General features: G+C 45.6%; 21 protein-coding genes. 11 read left to right on the top strand and 10 right to left on the bottom strand.

The features are described 5' to 3' along the window. Positions 1 to 12: 12 nt before the first annotated feature. A complete protein-coding gene (locus JHD45_RS17465; protein WP_199477784.1) occupies positions 13 to 960 on the bottom strand; it encodes a CYTH domain-containing protein in 948 nt (315 codons plus the stop codon). A 127-nt stretch (positions 961 to 1,087) separates the two neighbouring features. On the opposite strand from JHD45_RS17465, the gene argE reads away from it, so the two are divergent. Both argE and argA read left to right on the top strand, forming a co-directional pair. Next, positions 1,088 to 2,344, top strand: coding sequence for an acetylornithine deacetylase (gene argE / locus JHD45_RS17460; RefSeq protein WP_199477783.1), 1,257 nt, complete (start codon positions 1,088 to 1,090; stop codon positions 2,342 to 2,344). Further along, the gene (gene argA / locus JHD45_RS17455; protein WP_199477782.1) at positions 2,337 to 3,650 is read left to right on the top strand and encodes an amino-acid N-acetyltransferase; all 1,314 of its coding nucleotides are present in this window, start codon (positions 2,337 to 2,339) and stop codon (positions 3,648 to 3,650) included. Before argE ends, argA begins: the two co-directional genes overlap by 8 nt. 117 nt (positions 3,651 to 3,767) lie before the next feature. On the opposite strand, the gene JHD45_RS17450 is transcribed toward argA, so the two are convergent. The 6 genes from JHD45_RS17450 to rpoE all read right to left on the bottom strand — a co-directional run bounded on the left by JHD45_RS17450 (position 3,768) and on the right by rpoE (position 9,756). Continuing rightward, entirely contained in the window at positions 3,768 to 5,198 is a 1,431-nt protein-coding gene (locus JHD45_RS17450) for an alanine/glycine:cation symporter family protein (RefSeq protein ID WP_199477781.1), read from the bottom strand. A 357-nt stretch (positions 5,199 to 5,555) separates the two neighbouring features. Next, positions 5,556 to 6,977 (bottom strand): DegQ family serine endoprotease, encoded by a 1,422-nt coding sequence (locus JHD45_RS17445; RefSeq protein WP_199477780.1) that lies wholly within the window; start codon positions 6,975 to 6,977, stop codon positions 5,556 to 5,558. Positions 6,978 to 7,038: 61 nt separating this feature from the next. Next, complete coding sequence (locus tag JHD45_RS17440; protein WP_199477779.1) at positions 7,039 to 7,509, bottom strand: SoxR reducing system RseC family protein; 471 nt, start codon at positions 7,507 to 7,509, stop codon at positions 7,039 to 7,041. Beyond that, positions 7,506 to 8,489 (bottom strand): MucB/RseB C-terminal domain-containing protein, encoded by a 984-nt coding sequence (locus JHD45_RS17435; protein WP_199477778.1) that lies wholly within the window; start codon positions 8,487 to 8,489, stop codon positions 7,506 to 7,508. Before JHD45_RS17435 ends, JHD45_RS17440 begins: the two co-directional genes overlap by 4 nt. A 2-nt stretch (positions 8,490 to 8,491) precedes the next feature. After that, the gene (locus tag JHD45_RS17430; RefSeq protein WP_199477777.1) at positions 8,492 to 9,166 is read right to left on the bottom strand and encodes a sigma-E factor negative regulatory protein; all 675 of its coding nucleotides are present in this window, start codon (positions 9,164 to 9,166) and stop codon (positions 8,492 to 8,494) included. Then, on the bottom strand, positions 9,163 to 9,756 hold the full coding sequence (rpoE, locus tag JHD45_RS17425; RefSeq protein WP_325097335.1) for an RNA polymerase sigma factor RpoE: 594 nt from the start codon (positions 9,754 to 9,756) through the stop codon (positions 9,163 to 9,165). The genes JHD45_RS17430 and rpoE overlap by 4 nt, the downstream gene beginning before the upstream one ends. Positions 9,757 to 9,970: 214 nt before the next feature. On the opposite strand from rpoE, the gene nadB reads away from it, so the two are divergent. Continuing rightward, positions 9,971 to 11,566 (top strand): L-aspartate oxidase, encoded by a 1,596-nt coding sequence (gene nadB / locus JHD45_RS17420; RefSeq protein ID WP_199477776.1) that lies wholly within the window; start codon positions 9,971 to 9,973, stop codon positions 11,564 to 11,566. Positions 11,567 to 11,607: 41 nt separating this feature from the next. Here nadB and JHD45_RS17415 read toward each other — a convergent pair whose 3' ends face one another. Together JHD45_RS17415 and JHD45_RS17410 are read right to left on the bottom strand one after the other, a co-directional pair. Next, positions 11,608 to 12,078 carry a protein YgfX gene (locus tag JHD45_RS17415; protein WP_325097334.1) on the bottom strand — a complete coding sequence of 157 codons (471 nt, stop codon included), beginning with the start codon at positions 12,076 to 12,078 and terminating at the stop codon, positions 11,608 to 11,610. Beyond that, positions 12,050 to 12,328 carry a succinate dehydrogenase assembly factor 2 gene (locus tag JHD45_RS17410; RefSeq protein WP_199477774.1) on the bottom strand — a complete coding sequence of 93 codons (279 nt, stop codon included), beginning with the start codon at positions 12,326 to 12,328 and terminating at the stop codon, positions 12,050 to 12,052. Before JHD45_RS17410 ends, JHD45_RS17415 begins: the two co-directional genes overlap by 29 nt. 323 nt (positions 12,329 to 12,651) lie before the next feature. Here JHD45_RS17410 and JHD45_RS17405 point away from each other — a divergent pair, with 323 nt between their 5' ends. From JHD45_RS17405 to JHD45_RS17375, 7 genes are all read left to right on the top strand, one after another. Then, positions 12,652 to 13,971, top strand: coding sequence for an ABC transporter substrate-binding protein (locus JHD45_RS17405; protein WP_199477773.1), 1,320 nt, complete (start codon positions 12,652 to 12,654; stop codon positions 13,969 to 13,971). Between the two features lie 95 nt (positions 13,972 to 14,066). Next, a complete protein-coding gene (locus JHD45_RS17400) occupies positions 14,067 to 14,927 on the top strand; it encodes a carbohydrate ABC transporter permease (RefSeq protein WP_199477772.1) in 861 nt (286 codons plus the stop codon). Between the two features lie 10 nt (positions 14,928 to 14,937). Next, on the top strand, positions 14,938 to 15,768 hold the full coding sequence (locus JHD45_RS17395; protein WP_199477771.1) for a carbohydrate ABC transporter permease: 831 nt from the start codon (positions 14,938 to 14,940) through the stop codon (positions 15,766 to 15,768). 14 nt (positions 15,769 to 15,782) lie between these two features. Continuing rightward, a complete protein-coding gene (locus JHD45_RS17390) occupies positions 15,783 to 16,886 on the top strand; it encodes an ABC transporter ATP-binding protein (protein ID WP_199477770.1) in 1,104 nt (367 codons plus the stop codon). Further along, positions 16,879 to 18,309, top strand: a complete 1,431-nt coding sequence (locus JHD45_RS17385; RefSeq protein WP_199477769.1) for a mannitol dehydrogenase family protein — start codon at positions 16,879 to 16,881, stop codon at positions 18,307 to 18,309. Before JHD45_RS17390 ends, JHD45_RS17385 begins: the two co-directional genes overlap by 8 nt. 79 nt (positions 18,310 to 18,388) lie before the next feature. Then, positions 18,389 to 19,183, top strand: a complete 795-nt coding sequence (locus JHD45_RS17380) for an L-iditol 2-dehydrogenase (protein ID WP_199477768.1) — start codon at positions 18,389 to 18,391, stop codon at positions 19,181 to 19,183. 32 nt (positions 19,184 to 19,215) lie between these two features. Next, positions 19,216 to 20,118 (top strand): helix-turn-helix domain-containing protein, encoded by a 903-nt coding sequence (locus tag JHD45_RS17375; protein WP_199477767.1) that lies wholly within the window; start codon positions 19,216 to 19,218, stop codon positions 20,116 to 20,118. A 33-nt stretch (positions 20,119 to 20,151) separates the two neighbouring features. Here JHD45_RS17375 and xylB read toward each other — a convergent pair whose 3' ends face one another. Continuing rightward, on the bottom strand, positions 20,152 to 21,651 hold the full coding sequence (gene xylB / locus JHD45_RS17370) for a xylulokinase (RefSeq protein ID WP_418903785.1): 1,500 nt from the start codon (positions 21,649 to 21,651) through the stop codon (positions 20,152 to 20,154). A 350-nt stretch (positions 21,652 to 22,001) separates the two neighbouring features. Here xylB and JHD45_RS17365 point away from each other — a divergent pair, with 350 nt between their 5' ends. After that, complete coding sequence (locus JHD45_RS17365; protein WP_199477766.1) at positions 22,002 to 22,913, top strand: YgfZ/GcvT domain-containing protein; 912 nt, start codon at positions 22,002 to 22,004, stop codon at positions 22,911 to 22,913.

Raw genomic sequence — 22,913 nt, 5'->3', positions numbered from 1 at the left:
CTGCATGGCAATCTAATGGACCGATGCCTGATTGAGCCATTGACCTACTTTTAACATGACAATGCCAGTTTGCTTCATACCTCCAAAATGAGGGAGCAGATCCTCCTCATATTCCGAGGACGCTGCCAATAATACTTTCTCTAATTGCAGCACCTCTTGCTTCAATTCTGACGACAGATAATAAGCCAGTTGAACCAACGAATGACGAATGGGCTGAATCAATATGTCATCTTTCATATAAAACATGGCTTCCCAATAAACTAACCAGCATTCGTACCAATATACGGCTAAATCCAATTCCGTCATTGTACTGTTTGGCTTATCGGGAAATTGAATCTGTCCATGCTTAAGACGAACCCCTTTCTGCGCTTTTGACACTGTACTCACTTGCACAGGAACCTGTTGGGCTAACTTATTAGCGAATTCGTATAAGCCATTATCATCACCTGACTTTAATTCAAGCTCTAATTCGCAGATAGGTGCTTCACCAAAGGGGGAGGTGACAACCCCTTGATCGCACACTACTTCCATTTGAGTGCCTTGCTCTTCTATCAACCAGACTTGACGCTCAAAATCCGTTCGATAGACCTCAATTAGATCTTTTCCCCAAGATAAGTCCACTAACGACTCTGGTAAAGGAACGGCTTTTAGCAAGGATAGATCTAACTGCCCATTAGGAACACGCCATTCCCATTCGCCACGGGCGTGCATGCCAATTCGGCTACTGCCTCGGGTTTTCAATGTCTGAATATATTCTTGATTCACCGACCGAATACGCAATGCCACCCCCGCTTCCATTAGGGTCTCCTCGGTCGTATCAAAATAGCCATTCATCAAAGAGAGTGTAGGTTGACGAGAGCTTGTCTCACTAGCGTGTTTGCAAATCTCATCAAGAAACTCACTCGCAGACTGGAGATACTCGGACTGAACCATTAGCTTAAGCTCTAGCTCGGTAGCCATATTTTCTTAACCTCATCTACTTCTGACGCCCTATCACATCAGAGACAACTTAATTTTTGTCTAAGTGTATCAGATGCCCAGCCTACAGTAGTAATATTAGCGTTATCACTTTGATCGAGGATAGTTTGTGAACACTCCACCGCCACTCATCACCATGATGTCTCAACTGATTGCATCGCCCTCTATCAGTTCTAGTCAAGCCAGCTGGGATCAGTCAAATAAAAAAGTCATTGAGCTGCTAGAAAGCTGGCTTTCTTCTTTGGGATTCTCTTGTGAGGTCATGGCAATTCCAAACCGGCCCAATAATGTCAACTTAATTGCCACCATTGGCCATGGCGAAGGCGGCTTAGTATTGTCAGGTCATACTGATACCGTGCCCTATGACCAAGGCCGCTGGCAATCCGATCCTTTTTCATTAGAAGAAAGAGATAACAAACTGTATGGGTTAGGCAGTTGCGATATGAAAGGCTTTTTTGCCGTGGTCATCGACACCCTGCGCGATATGGATTTGCGCCAATTGAAAGAGCCATTAATTATCCTCGCCACTGCAGATGAAGAATCCTCTATGTCCGGTGCTCGTGCGTTAGTCAACCAGCAGAAAATCAAAGCCCGTTATGCGGTGATCGGCGAGCCCACCCAGCTCAAACCCATTTATGCCCACAAAGGCATTATGATGGAACGTATTCAAATTAAAGGACAGTCTGGTCATTCATCCAATCCTGCTCTTGGTAATAACGCCATGGATGCCATGCATCTGGTCATGTCTGAACTGATGACCTTTCGCCAGCAATTGAAGAAAAAATATCGCGACGCCAGTTTTGTCATTGATTACCCAACCATGAACTTTGGCTGTATACATGGCGGCGACAGTGCAAATCGTATCTGTGGAAAATGTGAACTGGACTTTGACCTACGCGCTTTACCTGGAATGAGTAACCAGTCCTTGATGGAAGAGATTCAAACGATATTACCCAAAATCGAAGAAACAACGGGCACTACAATCGAAATGCGCAGCTTGTTTGAAGACATTCCTTCGTTCTTAACGTCTACAGACTCAGATATTTTAAAAACCTGTGAAGCACTGACTCAACAAACAGGTGATAGTGTCGCTTTTTGTACCGAGGGCCCCTTTTTAAATCAACTTGGCATCGAGACCTTAATATTGGGTCCAGGCTCCATTGACCAAGCGCACCAGCCAAACGAGTTTATGGCGCTAGATCAGATAAAACCCATGCAACATATTCTAAAAGGATTAATTCATCGCTATTGCCTACAAACAGTCGATAACAAACTGATTAAAGCAAACACACCACCTATCGACAAACACCATAAGCAAACTAAGATAGACCCATTTAACAACGTAGACGAGGAAGACCGTGTCTGAAGAACTCAATTACGTGGACTGGTTTCGCCACTCCTCTCCTTATATTAATGCCCATAGGGGAAAAACATTCGTTATTTTAATTCCAGGAGAAGCACTGGAATGTGATCATTTTTCCAGCATTATTCATGATTTAGCTCTATTGGATTCATTAGGCATTCGCCTCGTACTCGTTCAAGGCGCTCGCCCCCAAATTGATAAAGCTTTAGCACAAAAAAATGCAGTTAGCGTCTTTGAAGATGGCTATCGTATTACTCCACAAGAACAGTTGTTAGACATTATCCAAGCCTCAGCCGCCGTTCGTGTGCAGTTAGAAGCCCAATTGTCCATGGGCTTATCTAATACGCCTATGGCAGGGGCTCGTTTGAAAGTGTGCAGTGGCAATTATGTCATCGCACGTCCACTGGGCGTGGTAAACGGTATTGACCATGGCCATTCCGGAGAAGTACGCCGCATTGACTCCGACGCCATTTTTCGTCTGCTTGAAGACGATAACATGGTGCTGTTGCCTCACCTTGGTTTTTCACCAACGGGTGAAGTCTTTAATCTAAAAGCCGAAGACGTTGCCGTACAAGCAGCGATACAACTTAAAGCCGACAAGCTCATCATCTATTCGGAAGAAGAAGGGGTTTTCGACCTTGAGGGAGCACTCTACTCTGAACTAGTCGCCCATGATGCTGAAATCATTTTACAAAACAATACCCTACCACACTTCACTCAAGTCGCTTTAGAGGCCTGTGTCGCCGCCGTTCGTCAACATGTCCCAAGAGCCCACATGATCTCTTACAACGAAAACGGTGCCTTACTCAGAGAGCTGTTCACCCGTGAAGGCGCAGGTACCATGATAGACGAAGACAGTTATGAGCAACTTCGTCCCGCTCACATTGATGATGTGGGTGGCATGATGGCTCTACTTGCCCCATTGGAAGAGAAAGGCGTTTTGGTTCGCCGTTCACGAGAATTACTGGAAAATGAAATTGATCGTTTTATCGTCATCGAACGAGATGGTGCCATTGTGGCTTGCGCGGCGCTCTATCCATTTGAGCAAGAAAATGCGGGGGAACTGGCCTGCCTAGCAGTATCGCCCGATTACCGTGGATTAAATCGCGGGGAGCGACTATTAAAAGGCATTGAACAGGCCGCAAAGCAACAAAACTTGAGCACCTTGTTTCTCTTAACGACACGAACCGCCCATTGGTTTATTGAGCGTGGCTTTAGTGAGACATCGATAACAACATTACCAGCCAAAAAACAAGCGCTGTATAACTACCAACGAAACTCAAAAATATTTGTGAAAACTATTCGTTAAGGAAAACGCTGATCGCAAAAGCAAAAAACCGCCCTGATGATTCAGAGCGGTTTTTTTTAGATCCTATTTTCGCGAATAGGGACTGGCTATTCGTTAGATAAATCGCCCAATTCGAGCTTACTTTTTCTGAGTCGCCTGAACAGGCCATGCCTTATCATCTAAATTTAACTCAGGAAGATCCGCTGCAGAAAAAACAGGGCTATCTACACCTTTTTTCAATTGATCCTCATAGTGTTTCAGAATGCGTAAGCCTTTTTTGAATAGCATAATCAATGCCGTCAAGTTGGCAACCGCAAGCAGCCCCATGGTTAAATCAGAAAAAGCAAAGACAGAGTTTAAGTCGGCCACCGCACCAAGACCACACAGTAAGATAACCGCTAAACGGAAGATCATGACAGCCAATGTCCCTTTTCCCCTACGGAACAAGAAAGCTAAGCTGTTTTCACCCAAATAGTAGTTATACAAAATCGTACTAAAGCCAAATAACAAAAGCGCGATACTGACAAAAATACGGCCTGACTCGCCAAGATGGGTCGCTAAAGACGCCTGAGTTAACGCGACACCGCCAGCCCCAATATTAGTGCTAGAAGGATCGTAATTGGTGCCCAGTAGAATAATCAATGCCGTACAAGTACAAAGCAAAATGGTATCAATAAAGACAGAAAAGGACTGTACGATACCTTGGTTTACAGGATGAGGAACAAAAGCCGTCGCCGCCACGTTTGGCGCACTGCCTAAACCCGCTTCATTAGAAAACAAGCCACGTTTCATTCCCATCATTATGGCGGCGCCCATACCACCGCCGACAGCTGGGCCTAAACCAAACGCGCTTTGCACGATAAGTTCTAGAGCATGGGGAATAGCCGTCGCGTTCATTACTAAAACAATCAATGCCAACAATAAGTAACCAATGGCCATCACAGGCACAAGGATTTCAGCAATACGCGCAATACGCTTTACCCCACCAAAGATAATCAAAGCAATCACAACGGCTAAAGCCAATCCACTCACTTTTAGAGGAATATGAAAGGCATCTTGTAACGACGTAGCAACTGCATAGGATTGAACACCAGTAAAGGCCACACCAAATGTAATCAATAACAAGATAGAGTACACAATGGACAATGGACGCCAGTTCGCCCCAATACCGCGAGAAATGTATTGCGCTGGACCACCACGGAAAGAGCCGTCAGGTTCTGCCGTTTTATACGCTTGTGCTAGGGTACATTCAAAAAAGCTGGTAGCCATTCCCATTAACCCCACCAGCCACATCCAGAAAATCGCTCCTGGACCACCGATGGTAATAGCGACCGCCACACCCGCTATATTACCGCCACCTACTCGCCCAGCAACAGACAGCACGAGAGCTTGAAAAGACGTCAGCTGACCATTCTTAGCTACTTCTTTTTTACTGAATAAGACAGAAAACATGCGGCCAAAAAAGCGGAATTGAACAAATCGGGACGACAGAGTAAAACCAAGGCCAACAGCAATGAGCAATGCGATCAGAACATAGCTCCACAGTAAATCAGTTATTTGTACAAGCAAAACAAAACTCCTAGAAATGGATAAAATTGCTGGCGAGGCGTTTATTGCCAGTTCAAGGGACGGTATTGAACCAAATAGGAAAGGCAAGTAGCAAGAAAAAATGCACTCAAATAGATGTTAAAATCAAAAAAACGCACTATTTTAGTTCATTTTTTAATCAAAATAACACAGATACGGCTTATCACCTCTCGTTACAAGTGGCAAATCCTCTCTATTGGTGCTGACATCAAAAAGTGCCCCAGTGTACAACACACCATTTTTGAGCCTAAAAAAACCCCTCATATTGAATCAATATGAGGGGTTTTCTGTGAAAGCTATTCGCTTAAATAAGAACCTAATTAATGATTAGCCAAGCCTTTATTTGCCAATTTTAAATGGAATAAACATTGGATAACCTTGGCGAATCACACGCATTGGAACCGGACGATTATCTGGTATATTCTTCACAATGTCAGAGAAGCTTTGAGCATCTTTAATCTGTTTACCATCTAACATAGTGATCACATCACCTTGCTCTAACCCATTACGAGAAGCGGCTCCGCCGATCACTTGTTCGACAACTACACCTTGCTTGATATCAAGCTTTTTCTCTAGATCTGTAGATAAATTACCAACCACCATGCCTAAACGGTTTTGTTCAGCAACAGACTCTGCTGTTTTGTGCTTATCGGCAGGACGTGACTCAAGCGTTAAAGAAATGGTTTTATTTTTTCCATCACGGAAAATATCCATCGTCACTTTTTCACCCGCTTTTAGCTGACCAACCATGTAAGGCAGTGCACTGGAGTGATTAATTTCTTTGCCGTTGAAGGACAAAATAATATCGCCGGATTGTAGCCCTGCTTTTTCAGCAGGCGATTTTGGCATAACACGACTAATCAACGCACCATGTGGACGATCCAAACCGAAGGATTGTGCTAAATCCGAATTCACATCTTGAATCAATACACCCAACCAAGCACGAGACACTTTACCGTGCTCTTTTAATTGTTTAACAACAGACATGGCCACATTAGATGGGATCGCAAAGGACATCCCCATGAAACCACCAGAACGGGTATAAATTTGTGAGTTAATCCCCACAACTTGTCCATCTAAGTTAAACAGTGGACCACCTGAGTTACCTGGGTTAATGGCCACATCGGTTTGGATAAAGGGAACATAATTATCATCGGGGAGATTACGGCCTGTCGCACTCACAATACCCGCTGTGACAGTATGATCAAAGCCAAATGGTGAACCAATTGCTACGACCCATTGACCTGCTTTTAAAGTATCAGAATTGCCCATTTTAACGGTTGGCAAATCTTTCGCATTAATTTTCAACAGGGCCAAATCAGTACGCGCATCGACACCAATCAATTTGGCTTTATACTCACGACGATCGCTCAAGGTCACATGAATTACATCGGCGCCTTTCACAACATGATCGTTAGTTAAAATATAGCCATCAGGCGAAATAATGAACCCTGACCCTAGAGAGCTACGCTCTTCTTGTCTAGGAGCCTGTGGATCACCAGGTTGACCGGGGAAAGGTTGCTGGCCAAAAAAACGATGGAAAAACTCGTTCAGTGCTTGATTATTTGGATCAAGCTGCGGCCCATCTTGCGACGCAACGTTTGTCGATATCATCTGTTCAGTACTGATGTTAACGACAGCCGGAGCCGCCTTTTCCACTAGTTTCGTAAAATCAGGCAGCTCAGCAGCTTTGGCGAACATGGAAAACATCATCATAAACATGACGACACCGATGCTCGTTTGTTTAAGCAATCTGTTCATTGATTGGTCTCCTTAAGACATATCAAGTTGATTACAGTGCCAGGTGAAGAAGGTTCTACACTTAAGGCGTAAAAATTAATGGAATATGTTCGTCCTGTAAGGGTCTTTCTATCCGTAAAACGGTCGGGTAAAAATTAGGGTTATTTATTTCAGAGAGCGATTTTCTCTTTGCTAGCAATAACCCAAAAACAAACCCCATGATAGAACAAATTACCGATACATCATTGCTTGCCTGCCATAAAGAGGGAATCATGGCGCCACCCACTAATCCCAACAAAGGCATTAAGTACATCCAAAAAGACGCTTGCAACAAGGTATCTTCAGGAATACCAACCACAACGCGTTGCCCCACCTCAACTTCAAATGGGGCAGTCGCACGCATACGCATACGATTACTGGCAGACACCTGCGCAATCGCGTGGTGTCCACAACCGTGACGCGCTCGACAAGAGGTACAGCTGCTAGTACGAATGGTCTCCACCTCCGCATAACCCTCTTCAACGGACAGTACGGTTCCCGTTTCTTCTATCATTCTTTTACCTTTGGTTTATCTTTTGCCTTTGGTCTAAAAACGGACATGAGTTTCTCTATGGTTATACTTGGCACTTCACCAACCATTGTCACCAAATAAAGCTGATTGCCTACTTTGATTGTTTTTTCTCCTGCCATAGTCGCCCCCATACTCATCATCGTTGCTTTCTTGGGCTTATTCACAGCATCCACAAACACCGAAATGCTCGCCATTCCATCGGACAAGAGAAGCATCGTAGAGCCCTGATGAATGGCCCTAGCATTAGGCCAAACCAGAGCAAAGCCAGGAGGCAACCAATCAAATGTCCACTGACTTTTCACAGCGCGATACATGGGTTCTGTCAACTTTTCCGAATATTCCCCTTTTTTAGGGATAAAATCAGACCTTTTCAAGTTTGGATGAAAGTTCACTGCGGTGAACTGTATCCGGTCTAATAATTTTCCACTAGCATCCGTAATATCATGTTTCAGGAGAAAATGATTTTTATTATCCAGCCATAGCTCATGACCATATCGATAGTCATCTTTGGGTACCAATTTCAACACACGCGCATCTCGACCGGCAATCCGCCCCATTTTATCGCTCAGTTCTAATCGATAACCCTGTTTTAACCGATCAACATCCAACTGCTTAAAACGATCAAACGGTGCCTTCCCAAGGGTTAACTTATTAGAGTACGACTCATTGGGGTAAACACAAATTACTGTATCACCGATGCGCAGAACTTTGATCTTCTGACCATCAAGATCGACAAGACTTTCGTATTCTTTACCTTCTTTACGTTCGTGTTTCACCCGCATACTGTTCATTTGATTCTCTTCAGAATGCACAAAAATGCCATCATAACTGAGTTCTGAGAACGACTTAGACATGTCAATAAACAACTGAGCAGCATCAGGCTGAGTCACTTCTGCCTGAGCAAAAACGGGTACAAAACACACTAACAGTAGATAAACACGCCACATCCGTAATTGCTTCATGTTTACTCTTCCGTTGGATAGCTAACAAGACGCGCCATAGGAATGATACCTTGACCCGCACTGATCGTGGCTTGTTCTGCATGTTGACGTAGATAACTCTGCAAGCGCTGATTATCTGCATCAAGAGGCTGCTTATTTAGCTCAGACAAGGTCGTCACTGGCAGCGTCACATTGGTTTGCGGAGTCTCTACGGTTGCCACCTGCGTAGGAATATTATCGGGTGCCATGAAATAATTGCCAGTAAACACCACCACAACCGCCACACTGGCCGCTGTCGCCAAGGAAGGCCATAAGGACCAAACGCTTTTTATCTTTGATGTGCTTTCATCTTCGATGGCGTCAGACGATGCCCCCTTCACAAGGGTCTGTTGTGATACCAAACTCCCCTGCTCAATCGAGGTAACAGTAGAGGTTTGCACGTTATAATCCAGCGTTGCTTGCTGATCTTCCTGTTCTATTTGCGCCCTTACTCGACTGACTAAGTTAACACTGACATCCGCACTAATCGCCAATTCTTGATGCAAAGATTGCTGAATCAAATGAAACGCTTGCATTGGTTTATCAAGGCTTTCATCCGCCTCAAGAAGGCGTTTTAAATCCTGCTCACTGGCTTCATCATCAAACATAGCCGAAAGACTGTCTAACATCACAGGATCAGTCTCTTTAGATGTCGTCATAAAGTGTCTCCTCCATTTAAAAATGGACGTATGTGTTTTTCTAGCGCCTCGCGAGCACGAAATATTCTGGACCGCACCGTTCCAACAGGACATTCCATTATTTGTGCTATGTCTTCGTAGCTTAGTCCATCAAACTCCCTTAGGGTTAATGCGCTTCTCAGTTCTTCAGGCAAGGTCTTTAATGTTTCTCTAATAACCCTTTCTAATCGATCGCGATTGAGCACGGCCTCGGGAGTATCCGTATCCAATAGTGCATCATGATGATGCTCAGTTTCGTCATCATCGAGTTCCATATCATAGTTTGGTGGACGGCGAGTCCGATTAACTAAATAATTCTTGGCCGTATTCACCGCAATTCGATAAAGCCATGTATAAAAAGCACTTTCGCCACGGAACGAATCGATCGCTCTATAGGCTTTCACAAAACTCTCTTGGGCAATATCTAACACTTCATTTTTATCTTGTACATAACGACCAATCAGCCCTATTACCTTGTATTGATATTTAGCGACTAATAAATCGAAGGCGCGTTTATCACCTTGCTGCACTTTTTCCACCAACGCCTGATCAGAGGACGTTTCACTCAGCATAGGCACCCCTAATTAATACTTCACATCTGTGCCTGTATACACATAAGAGACAACGCAACATGTTATGAGTTCCCATAAAAATTAGACTCGCCCCAAGCATTTTTAAAATGTGTATATTTTTGGAGAATAAAGCGCATTCTTAGAAAGTATTCACTATTTATGTTTAACAATAGTAACATTAAAACTTCAGACACTATTTTAGTAGAAGCCTACAATGAGTCGACACTTTAAACACGATATCGTTATCGTCGGTGCAGGTGCTGCAGGATTAACCTTAGCACTTGAACTGGCTAACACTTATAAAGTCGCCATTTTGACCAAAGCCGATATTCGCGAAGGGTCAACACTTTACGCACAAGGTGGTGTGGCAGCAGTATTATCCGAAGAAGACACCATAGAGTCTCATATTGCCGACACCATTGACGCTGGTGCGGAATTGGGCGATCTGGACGCTATTCGCTTTACCGTTGAACACTCCAAAGAAAGCATCGCTTGGCTGATTGACCAAGGTGTTCCTTTCACACGTTATGGCAATAACGAAGAATACCACCTAACAAGAGAAGGTGGACACAGCCATCGACGTATTATTCACAGTGCCGATGCAACAGGTTTAGCCATTTCGCAAACTCTGATCAAAAATGCGACGAACCATCCCAACATCGAGTTTTTTCCTGACCGTGTCGCGATTGATGTTATCACCACTAAAAAATTGGGGTTAGCAGGAGAGAGTCGTGCCATCGGCGTTTACGCACTGAACCTAGACGACGATGTCATCGAAGTATTCCATGGTAAATACGTTTCTCTCGCCTGTGGAGGCAGTAGTAAAGTCTATCTTTATACCAGCAACCCCGATACCGCCTCAGGCGATGGGATCGCGATGGCATGGCGCGCGGGGTGCCGTGTTGGCAACATGGAGTTCAATCAGTTTCACCCGACTTGTCTGTATGACGCCAAAGCCAAAACCTTTCTGATTTCAGAGGCCGTTCGTGGTGAAGGTGGCCGGTTATTGCTGCCTGATGGGTCGCGCTTTATGCCGTCATTTGATGAGCGTGCTGAATTAGCCCCCAGAGACATCGTTGCTAGAGCAATTGATCATGAGATGAAACGTCTGGGGATTGATCATGTGTTACTGGATATTTCTCACAAAGACGAAAGCTTTATCAAAGAGCACTTCCCCACCATTTATCAACGCTGCTTAGAATGTGGCCATGACATGACCAAGGCTCCAATTCCCGTGGTGCCAGCGGCGCATTATACCTGTGGAGGCGTGGTGGTAGATCAAAATGGCGCAACCGATGTTAGTCATCTTTATGCTATTGGTGAAACCGCTTATACCGGCCTGCATGGGGCGAATCGCTTAGCAAGCAACTCGTTATTGGAATGTATTGTCTTTGCCCGGTCAGCGGCTAAACACATTATTAGCCATCCCCTCGAAGACGAAGGCCTAGTCATTCCAGATTGGGACGAATCGAAGGTCACCAACTCAGACGAAGATGTCGTCATCACCCATAACTGGCAAGAATTGCGTCGTTTTATGTGGGATTATGTAGGCATAGTCAGAACCAATAAACGCTTACTGCGCGCCAAACATCGTGTGGATTTGCTAAAGTCAGAGATCCAAGAGTTTTATAAAAACTACAAAGTCTCTAGCGGCTTATTAGAGTTACGTAATTTGGCTGTGGTGGCGGATCTAATTATTCAATCCGCCATGTTGCGAAAAGAAAGTCGAGGCTTGCATTTCACGCTGGATTATCCTAACAAACTGGAAAACAGCAAACCAACCATCCTTTCCCCCAATAAGACGCCTTAACAAGCCACCTCTTCACACCCAAAAAATCAAGCAAACGTTCACTAATCAGTGGACGTTTGCTCTGTCGGCTGATCCTGCGCTTTCTTGGTATGCTGGCGCAGCATTTGCTGCGCACCATAGGAGCGCAGCAAACGATAGGCTTCATAAGGAACACTGTCTCGATAAATCATACGATAACTTGGCCAAAAGAATCGCCTTAGCTTAGTTTCTTGGGACGCAAGTGTTGCAATCAGCTGAACCCCATTCACTCGCACAAAAGTTAAGCGTTCTATACGCTGCTCTTCCTGCCAGAAAGCACCAAATTCATCAATCCCAACGTAAATGGGGCCGCGTGCTCGGCGGTAAACTATTAGACCTAAGAAGCCAAATACAAAGACAATCAAAAGTCCCCACCAAAACCACGGAGGAAACCAAAAAACACGAAGGAGAAGAGCACAACACCCAGCAAACAAAAGCCAAAGTGCTATGCCGATTTTAGAAGGGTTAAGCCTTGTAGTTTTCAGGCTGAACACGGGTCAAAATAATATTAACAATACGGGCATGATCTGGATCTGGTGCCACTTCTCTTTGCATAAACCAGAGAAACAGCTCTTGATCTTCACAAGCAAGTAGCTTAGTAAAACGCTGCTGATCTTCCTCGTCCAAGGTTAAATACACTTCATCAAGAAAAGGTTCAAGAAGAACATCCAGCTCTAACATGCCTCGACGGCACTGCATTTTAAGACGTTTAAATTCAATGGAATCGGCGGTGATTTCAGTCATTCAATGTTCCCCTAAATAGAATCGGGCTCATTATAGCCATTTGCCGCAAAACAGAAAATAGCTAACACGGATTCCCTGATATAGATCTTAAAACCACTTAATTGTTCAAGAACGGTGGTAGTCCCTAAAAAATTAAACGTACTTTTTTGACTCATTTTTCCAGACAAAAGTAAAAACAAAGCAAAATAGTACCAACATTGGTGTTTTCTGTATTAGAGAGTCAATAGCACTAGGAATATATTTGAACAACTTGGTAACCATCATTACTAAGCCTAGGTTAACGAGATAAAAATAATAACGACTCCAGAAGGGAGAGACCTACTATGAAATACTTCGCGAAAACCGCGCTTGTCATAGCGACCTCTTGTGCAGCAACTATGCTGGCTACAGATGCCCTCGCCGACACTGTTCTAACCGTTGCGACGGTTAATAATGGTCAAATGATCCAAATGCAAAAACTCACCCCCGAGTTTGAAAAAGCCAATCCAGGCATCAAAATCAAATGGGTTACACTTCCAGAAACCCAACTACGTCAAAACCTTACCCAAGATATTGCCAACAAAAGTGGCTTGTACGACATCATGACCATAGGCATGTATAACACGCCTATTTGGGCCAAACGCGGCTGGTTATCCCCAATCAATACCAGTGGCAAATATGATGTAAAAGACCTGATTCCTTCCATTCGCCAGGGGCTGTCTTATAAGGACAAACTCTACGGAGCGCCTTTCTACGGGGAAAGCTCCATGGTGATGTACCGTAAGGATCTAGTTGAAAAAGCAGGCATGAAAATCACTGACCGAGATAAGTGGACACATATCGAAAAAGTGGCCAAAGCCATAAACGATCCCAAAAAAGGCATATATGGTATCTGTCTACGTGGTAAAGCTGGCTGGGGAGCCAATGTGGCCCTTGTGACCACCATTGTCAACTCCTTCGGTGGACGTTGGTTTGACATGAAATGGCATCCACAAATTGACACACCTGAATGGAAAAAAGCCGTTACCTTCTACGTCAATATGCTGAGAAAATACGGACCACCAGGGGCCACTTCGGATAACTTCAATCAGGACCTTGCCTTATTCGAACAAGGTAAATGCGGTATCTGGGTGGATGCTACCATTGCAGCCTCTTTTGTCTCGAATCCAACAGAGAGTAAAGTCGCTGACAAAGTCGCCTTCGCTCAAGCGCCCTATGAAGTCACCAAAAAAGGCTCTAATTGGCTGTGGTCATGGGCGCTCGCGATTCCTGTTACCAGTAAACATCAAGCCGATGCACAAAAATTTGTCCGTTGGGCAACCTCTAAAGGCTACATCAAATTGGTTGCAAAGCATTATGGTTGGGCGTCCGTTCCTACTGGTACAAGGGAAAGCACTTATGCCAATCCTAACTTCCAAAAAGCTGCAGTCTTTGCGAAAGCGGAGTTTACCGCCATCAAGTCTGCCAACCCAGATGACAGTACTTTAAAACCTGTTCCATACAAGGGTGTACAGTTCGTTTCTATTCCTGAATTCCAGTCAATCGGAACGATCACGGGACAAATGATTTCCGCCGCTCTGGCCGGAAAAATGTCTGTGGATCAGGCTCTGGAAAATGCCCAGAAAATTGCAGAACGTCAAATGCGAGCATCGGGTTACTACTAGCCTTGCTGTTTAGGAACAAAGGAATAACCCTCCTTTGTTCCTGACTTTCTGACCTACTACTGGCCTTTATAACAATAATAAGAGAGAGATTCCCCATGAAGCGTACTATCACTCGCTTGTTAATGGCTCCGTCTGTCATCGTGTTGCTTTTGTGGATGATCATACCTTTGTCCATGACCATCTACTTCTCAACCATTCATTACAACCTCCTGTATCCGGGACCAACTCGGTTCGTTGGTTGGTTGAACTACGATTTCTTCATAACGGACCCGGCCTTTCTTACCGCAATAGGCAATACCACTCTTCTGGTTGGGTCCGTATTGATTATCACCGTCGTACTTGGGGTCGCTCTGTCTGCCCTGATTGACAAACCCTTTTTTGGCCGTGGCATTGTGCGAGTACTGCTTATCTCGCCCTTCTTTGTTATGCCCACGGTAAATGCCTTGGTTTGGAAAAACATGATGATGAATCCAGTTTATGGCATTTTTGCTTGGATATGGCAAAGCCTCGGACTGACGCCCATTGACTGGCTTTCTACCTACCCGCTGTTTTCAATTATTGTCATGGTCAGTTGGCAATGGCTGCCTTTTGCCATTTTGGTCTTTGTCACTGCCCTACAGTCACAAGATCACGAACAAAAAGAAGCCGCGCAAATGGATGGTGCCACTAGCTGGCATATTTTCCGCTACCTGACCATTCCGCACTTATCTCGACCTATTACCGTGGTCGTCATGATAGAGGCAATCTTTCTATTGTCGGTGTTCGCGCAGATTTATGTCTCCACCAATGGTGGTCCAGGCTACTCCAGCACCAACTTGGCTTACATGATTTACAACCAAGCTCTGCTGCAATTTAACGTGGGCACAGCCTCCGCTGGCGGCTTAATAGCTGTGGTCTTGGCGAACATTGTAGCCTTCTTCTTAATCCGTGCCGTCGGCAAAAACTTAACGGTGTGAGGTGATTGTGATGACTCTTACTCAACAAAAAAAGCTCAAAACCGTCCTGATTGGCTCTTTGGCTTGGATAATCGCTTTAGTGCTGTTTTTCCCAATCTTTTGGATGTTTCTTACTTCCTTTAAAACAGAAGCTCAGGCCATTGCCTTTCCTCCAGAGCTGTTTTTCAAACCCACCCTAGAGAATTTCGCTATTGTGCAGGAGCGTAGCGATTATCTGTACCATGCCATGAACTCGGTTGTGATTTCCTTTGGGGCCACCATCATTGCTCTGATCATTGCTATTCCAGCCGCTTACTCTATGGCATTTTTCCCAGGCAAGCGGACCAAAGATATCCTGTTATGGATGTTATCCACCAAAATGCTGCCATCGGTTGGAGTATTGGTGCCGATTTATCTTTTAAGTCGAGATTATGGACTGCTCGATACACGAACTGGACTGATCATTATCTTTACTCTGATGAATCTGCCCATCATCGTCTGGATGCTGTTTTCCTACTTCAAGGATTTGCCTAAAGAAATTCTCGAAGCCGCACGAATGGACGGGGCGACGCCCTGGACAGAAGTTACCCAGGTGGTGATGCCTTTGTCCGTTGGCGGCATCATCTCAACGGGGTTGCTATCCATCATCTTGTGTTGGAACGAAGCGTTTTGGTCCATCAACCTGACGGCCACCAATGCGGCACCACTAACCGCCATGATTGCCTCCTACTCAAGTCCTGAGGGCTTATTCTGGGCCAAGCTATCAGCCGCCTCCACTCTAGCCTGTGCCCCCATCATCATCTTCGGCTGGTTCTGTCAGAAACAGTTGGTCCAAGGCCTGACATTTGGTGCCGTAAAATAATAGGAATTTAAGCCATGAGTTATTTAACAATTAATCAATTACAAAAACACTATGATAACTACCATGCTCTGCGCGGCATCAACCTGTCCATTGAGGAAGGTGAGTTTATCGTCTTTGTTGGCCCATCCGGCTGTGGTAAATCCACCCTATTACGCACCATCGCAGGCCTTGAAACCAGTAGCAGCGGGGAGATCAATCTCGATGGTCAGGAAATTAGCGAACTGGCACCCGCAAAGCGGGATCTAGCCATGGTGTTCCAGTCCTATGCGCTTTATCCACATATGACGGTGAAAGAGAATTTGTCGTTCGCTCTGCGCCTAGCCAAAGCGCCACAAACAGAAATAGATGAAAAAGTCCGCATTGCTTCCACCTCCCTGCAACTGGACACCCTGTTGGAACGAAAACCCAAAGAACTCTCCGGTGGCCAACGCCAGCGGGTTGCCATTGGTCGTGCCATCGTGCGCCAGCCAAAAGTGTTTTTATTTGATGAGCCGCTTTCTAACCTAGATGCCGCCCTTCGAGTACAGATGCGCCTAGAACTGGCCCGCCTGCACAAACAACTGGGCACTACCATGATTTACGTCACCCATGATCAGGTGGAAGCCATGACCTTGGCGGATCGTGTTGTCATTCTCAACGCGGGACAAATCGAGCAAGTCGGCACGCCACTAGAACTATACCGTCAACCTAAAAGTCGTTTTGTGGCCGAATTCATCGGTACGCCAAAAATGAACCTAATACCTATCGATCAGATAGACAACCAAGGAGACCGTCTAGCACTGAGTGTGGGCGGTGGTAAAACTAGCTTCCCTGTCTCTCGCCTTCAAGAAGACATCAATACCAATAGCACATTAGGGATTCGCCCAGAACATCTCGCCCTAGTAGACAGTGATGGGGATTTATCCGGCCATGTAGAACTGATCGAACATTTGGGCTCTGAAGCCTACGCCCACGTACGCCTCAGTAATCAGCAGAGAATCATCGTTAAGGCCGCCGCACGTAGCAGAATCAAGGACGAACAACAGGTTCACATCAACATCGACACCGACGAAATTATCCTACTCAACGACAGTGATCGCGTTATTTCCATGATCGCTGAGGAGACAGTTTATGACTAATTACCTCAATCCCAGCAAACATCAGGCACAATTGTCTAGCCAGCCTTATCAAAGGGATGAGATTCAGCCTGGCATAGTACACATTGGAGTGGGAGCATTTCACCGTGCTCACCAAGCCGTTTACCTTGACCGTTTACTGGCTGAGCCTGAAGGCAAACAATGGGGCCTTATTGGCGTCAATATTCGTCCTCAGGACAGTGCCAGTTTCGCCCGTTTTATGCAGCAAAAGGGCGAGTATGTTCTGAAGACGATGGATCCTAAAGGCGGCACCGAATACCGACATATCCGCTCCATCGTGCACCAGATTGACGGTGCGCAAGTACCACAGGAAGTCGACAAGGCCATTGCCGATGCCAACATCCAAATTGTCAGCTCTACGGTGACAGAAGGTGGGTATTACCTGGATGAAAACCAAGTCCTGCTAAAAGATCATCCAGCCATCCAAGCAGACATCGAAGGGGGCAGAAATACTCTCTACGCCTTCTTGTATGCTGGGCTTAAAAAACGCAGCGAAACCTCGAAAGCCAAAATCACTCTCTTGTGCTGCGATAATCTGCGTCATAACGGTAAACATTTGCAGACAGGCTTGATGCAGTTTTTAGCCGCTAAACAAGACCATGCTTTGGTCCAATGGATCAAAGACAATGTGACCTTCCCTTGTGCTATGGTGGATCGCATCACCCCTAAGCCCAGCCAAATTCATGTGAAAGACGTACAAGAACGCTTTGGCATGAATGATCAAATGACCGTGATGGGGGAAGATTTTATTCAATGGGTGATTGAGGACAATTTTGCCGGTGAACGTCCTCCTTTGGAAAAAGTCGGCGTACAAATGGTCGATAAAGTCGACCCCTATGAAGAGGCAAAGATTCGTATTCTCAATGCTGGCCACACCTGCGTCACCTATCAAGCGGCACTGAAAGGGTTAACCTACTTTGATGAAGCCATGCGGGACGCCGAGTTAAAACAATATTTCACTGACTTTGCCAATCAGGATGCCATTCCAGCCATCGGTGATTCTATTGTCGATCTACCTAACTATTTCAACATCATTGCTGCCCGCTTCAGTAACGCCAATATTGGCGACACAGTGGAACGCATCTGTACCGATGGTTATGCCAAATACCCTATTTTTGTCTATCCGTCTTTGGCAGGTATCTACAAACTGAATCGTGTTCCTCATAAAACCCTACAGGGGATTGCAGGTTGGTTTGTGTTTTTCCAAAAAGCCGCCGCAGGCCAAATAGAGACGCCTTATCACGAGCCCAATCTCGATGCCATGAAGGCATTCACCAATGACGAAGCCGGCATTAAAGCCTTCACCCATGATCGGTTTCTATGGGGCAACCTCCCTGAGGACTACCCAGACTTCCCAGAACACTTGGCTCAGGCAATCCGAGAAATGCAAGCAACATACGCTTGATTACCATTAATAAACACTAGGTATATTGCCCTAGCGCCCTATGCCTAGGTTAAAAACAACCATACAAGGAAATGTCAACATGGCCACCAGCAACCATGATCTTACCAACAAAATTGCCCTCATAACTGGCGCCGCCGGAGGTATTGGTCTCGCTATTGCACAAACCTATCTAGAGAATGGCGCCAAAGTGATCCTCAGTGATTACCCTAAATCTGAACCAGAACCCATTGCACAAGTGCTGACAAAATACCCAAATCAATCCCGTTATATTGGGGCAGATGTGAGCAACCTAGAAGCAATTGATCAACTCATCGACAGCTGCATCAGCACATTCGGGCAAATCGATATCTTGGTCAATAATGCCGCCGTGTTTGACTTAGCACCGATGCTAGAAGCCTCAGAAAAAAGCTTTGACCGTATTTTCGCGATCAACGTCAAAGGCATGTTTTTCATGATGCAAAAAATCGCCCAAACCATGGTAGAAAAGAAAATTCCAGGTAAGATTATTAATCTGGCCTCTCAAGCTGGACGGCGGGGCGAAGCGCTGGTCAGCCATTACTGTGCCAGCAAAGCCGCCGTGATCAGCTACACCCAGTCAGCCGCGTTGGCTTTAGCGCCCCATAAAATCAATGTTAACGCCATTTCCCCCGGCGTAATCGACACGCCCATGTGGAAAGAGGTCGACAAACTGTTTGCAAAATACGAAGATCTAGAAATAGGTGAAAAGAAAATTGCCGTCGGTAAAGCCGTCCCCTTAGGTTACATGGGCAAACCCGAAGAAGTGGCGTCTCTAGCTTTGTTTTTGGCCTCATCCGGAGCCGATTATATTACCGCACAAACCTATAATGTTGATGGTGGCAATGTAATGAGCTAATCGCTAAGCATTAAGTTTGTTAGGAGTTTTTTATGACTAAAACAATAAAGCGAAATACTCCCGAATATGAATTAGTCGAAGGTGAAATCGAAACCATACGTTATCTGGAACATGGCTACCCCAGCGATTTAATTCGCTGGCACGCCCATGATGACTATGAGCTGCACTTTATTATCGCCACGTCTGGCAAGGTCTTCGTCGGAGACTACATTGGCAACTACAAACCAGGCCAGTTAATTCTCACTGGCCCCCGCTTGCCCCATAATTGGATCTGCCAAAGTAACGAACCACCGACCGACACAAGGGACATGGTGATACGCTTTGACCATGAATCCTTTGCTCAAGGTATGAAGATTATCCCAGAGCTGTCTGAAGTACTTCCCATGTTACTACGGGCCAAATCCGGCCTGGAGTTTCTGGGAGAGGATCCTGATTACTTGAAGACAACCTTTGCTGCCATCCGTGACTCCAGTGGCTTGGAACGCCTCACCCTAACACTCCCTCTATTGAAAAAACTTTCCCAGAGCCAGAACTATCGCCTGCTTTCTACGGTACAGATAGACTTAAAATCCAATGAAAATCTACAACGTAAAATCAATACAGTGGTGGATTATGTCACCCAACATTACAATCAGGATATTTGCCTGTCAGATGCCTCTAACTTAGTCAGCATGTCTGACAGCCACTTTTCGCGTTTCTTTCGCAAGGCAACCGGAAACCGCTTTACGGAATTTTTAAATCGGGTACGCATCAGCCGAGCATGCAATTTACTCACAGAAACCGATCAACAAATTGTCGACATTTGCTTTCAGGTGGGCTTTAAGAATGTCGCCAATTTCAACCGTCGATTTCACGAGTTAAAAGGCGTTACCCCTAGGGACTTTCGCAGCCAAAGCAGTAACCGTTTGGGACAGTATAGCGAGACAGTATTTTAGTTCTGGCTATAAGTCCCAAACTCTCGTTATAAACTATAAAGTCGCCAGAGCATGATTTAGCCCTTTAGTCGCCGTGAAGAACGCCTGATACAAAGCGTATTTGTCCTGATAATAAGCGGACAGTTGAGTATTTGGCTGATGGCTAGCCAGCACCTCAGGCAAAACACAATATTGAGAGATAAGCGCCTCAATCTCCCCACCTGCCTGCCGTTTTTCCCCCAACAAAGCCAATCTTGCAGCGCCGAGTCCAGGCCCAACATCGCCACCATCTCGGTAAATCACCCGTTTGTTCAATACATTTGCCAATATTTGTCGCCATAAAGAAGAACGAGCGCCGCCACCAATTAACGACAAATCATTCACCTCACTCCCAGCGCGAGACAAAGCATTTTGACAATCCAATAGAGAAAAAGCGACGCCTTCGAGCACCGCTAGGGTCATATCCGGTAGATCAGTACTATTACGTAAACCAATAAATTGCCCCTGAGCATCCGGATCATTATGGGGCGTGCGTTCGCCACTTAGATAAGGCAGGAAGATCACCGAGGTTTGTTTCTTACCAGACCGCTCAAGCGCCTCAAGCAAAGAGGACACGGAACTATCTACCAATTTAGCCAACCAAGAGAGAGAGTTAGCCGCACTCAAGGTAACCCCCATTTGATGCCAACGATTTGGCAGAGCATGACAGAATGCATGCACCGTATTGTCAGGGTTGGCTTTATGGCTCTCGCTCACCACAAAATACACACCAGAAGTGCCCAAAGATAACAACCCTTGACCAGCATGGGTCACCCCCATACCCACAGCTCCGGCGGCATTATCACCGCCACCCGCTACAACAGGAAGCTTAGGCAATCCTAATTGCTTACTCGCCTTATCGGACACATGACCAATTACATCGCATCCTTCAAAAACGGTAGGCATATTCGCTTGCGTTAAGCCCGTTGCTGCCAATAACTCATCATCCCATTGCCTTGTAGCAGGGTTCAACCAAAGGGTCCCCGCCGCATCAGAGCAATCCGTCGATAAGACCCCTGTAAGCCGATAAACGAGATAATCTTTCGGCAGTAAAACATAGGCGATTTGGGCAAAAATCTCAGGTTCATGTTCTCTCACCCACTGCACTTTAGGGGCGGTAAAACCAGGCATTGCCAGATTACCTGAACGCTCAGTTAATGAGGGATAATTCGCCATTAGCGCGCTACATTGGGCCTGACTGCGGCCATCGTTCCACAATATACAAGGACGCAAGACGTCACCCTGTTTATCCAACAAGGTCGCGCCGTGCATTTGTCCGGATATACCAATGGCTTTTAATTGCCCGAGATCGACCCGTTGTCCCAGCAGGCCCAACACATCAATACAGGCTTGCCACCATGACAATGGATCTTGTTCGGACCATGTTGGGTGTGGGCTGTTGACCGATAAAGAGACGGATTCTTGTGCGACGACATCGCCCTTATCGTCAATCATCACGCCTTTTAAACCTGACGTACCAAGATCAAGACCTAAATACATAGTTTTCTTTCTCATTTATCAACGCGACTTGCGTCTTTGTTGTTGTTATTTCGCTTAAGACCTTTTCACACAATCATGAGAAAAGCCAAGGGAAGCAGCGTACAAAAATCTCATATTGAAAACTCTGCCCCCTGACGTCAATAGTATTTCGCTAACTTGCGGCTTTCGTATCAAAACTCAATAAAAATCATCAACTAATGACCTATCCTCTAGATGCTCACTCACCATTTACAATGCAATAAACCTTATTTATAACAGACTTCCCTATTGAAAAACGCCACCATTAGCGCCATGTTAGAAGCATCAAACAGCGACGTTAGACACCGTTGCCGATCGTCACCGCCAACTATCATGGAAAAACGTGTATGACAGCTTTATCCTCCTTTGCCGACACCATGCTCTCTCAAGACGTTATTGCGCATCAGCGACAAATTGGTGTGCTTCAAGTCAGCGGAGTCGATATCAAAAAATTTCTACAGGGGCAAATCACCTGTGATATGAACAAGCTGACACCATCACACAGTCTCTACGGAGCAGTTTGCAGTATCAAAGGCCGCATCATTGCGAATTTTTTGGTGATTCAACAGGATGAACAAATTCTTTTATTAATGTCGAAGGATTTGCTAGAAAAGACACTCACGCATCTGAAAAAATACGCAGTCTTTTTTAAAGTGGAATTAGCGGATGCTTCTGAAGCTTACTGCGTCACTAGCATTCAAACACAAGCAACCAGCGCACAGCCAACGCAATTAACCGAGACACTTCCGACCCAAGCAGACAATAATATTATTCGTCTTACCTTGAGTGAGTACCCTGTGCGTACCGATTGGCTGTTAGAACCAGCACAAAATGCTTCTCTAGAAGAGCAAAACCACCAGTATGCAGATGTTTTGAACCTCTTAATAGCGCGGCCATTAATTCGTGCTGAGCACAGTGAAGACATTCTCCCTCAATGGCTCAATATGCAGCGCACTGGTGGAATCAGCTTTACCAAAGGCTGTTACACGGGACAAGAGATTGTCGCGCGCATGCAATACCGTGGGAAGTCCAAAAAGCAACTTGCCCTCTTTCGCTGGCAAGGGGGACCGACCGCTGAGTCAAACCTGACCGATCTTGGTGACAAAGTAGTGGGACAGCTTTTTGCCCAAGCAAGCAGTGACGATTGGTCTGTTGCTCAAGTCATTCTCAACATTGAGCCAGAAGAACTGTCCGCCCCAAAACTGGGAGACACGTCAGTAGAGCCGCTAGCGCTCCCCTATACATTAGATAAACGCTAG

Origin of the sequence: Marinomonas spartinae (assembly GCF_016461715.1) — a bacterium.
Taxonomy (GTDB): domain Bacteria; phylum Pseudomonadota; class Gammaproteobacteria; order Pseudomonadales; family Marinomonadaceae; genus Marinomonas; species Marinomonas spartinae_A.
The sequence above is the reverse complement of the archived record's forward strand: the minus strand, read 5'-3'. Positions and strand labels throughout refer to the sequence as shown.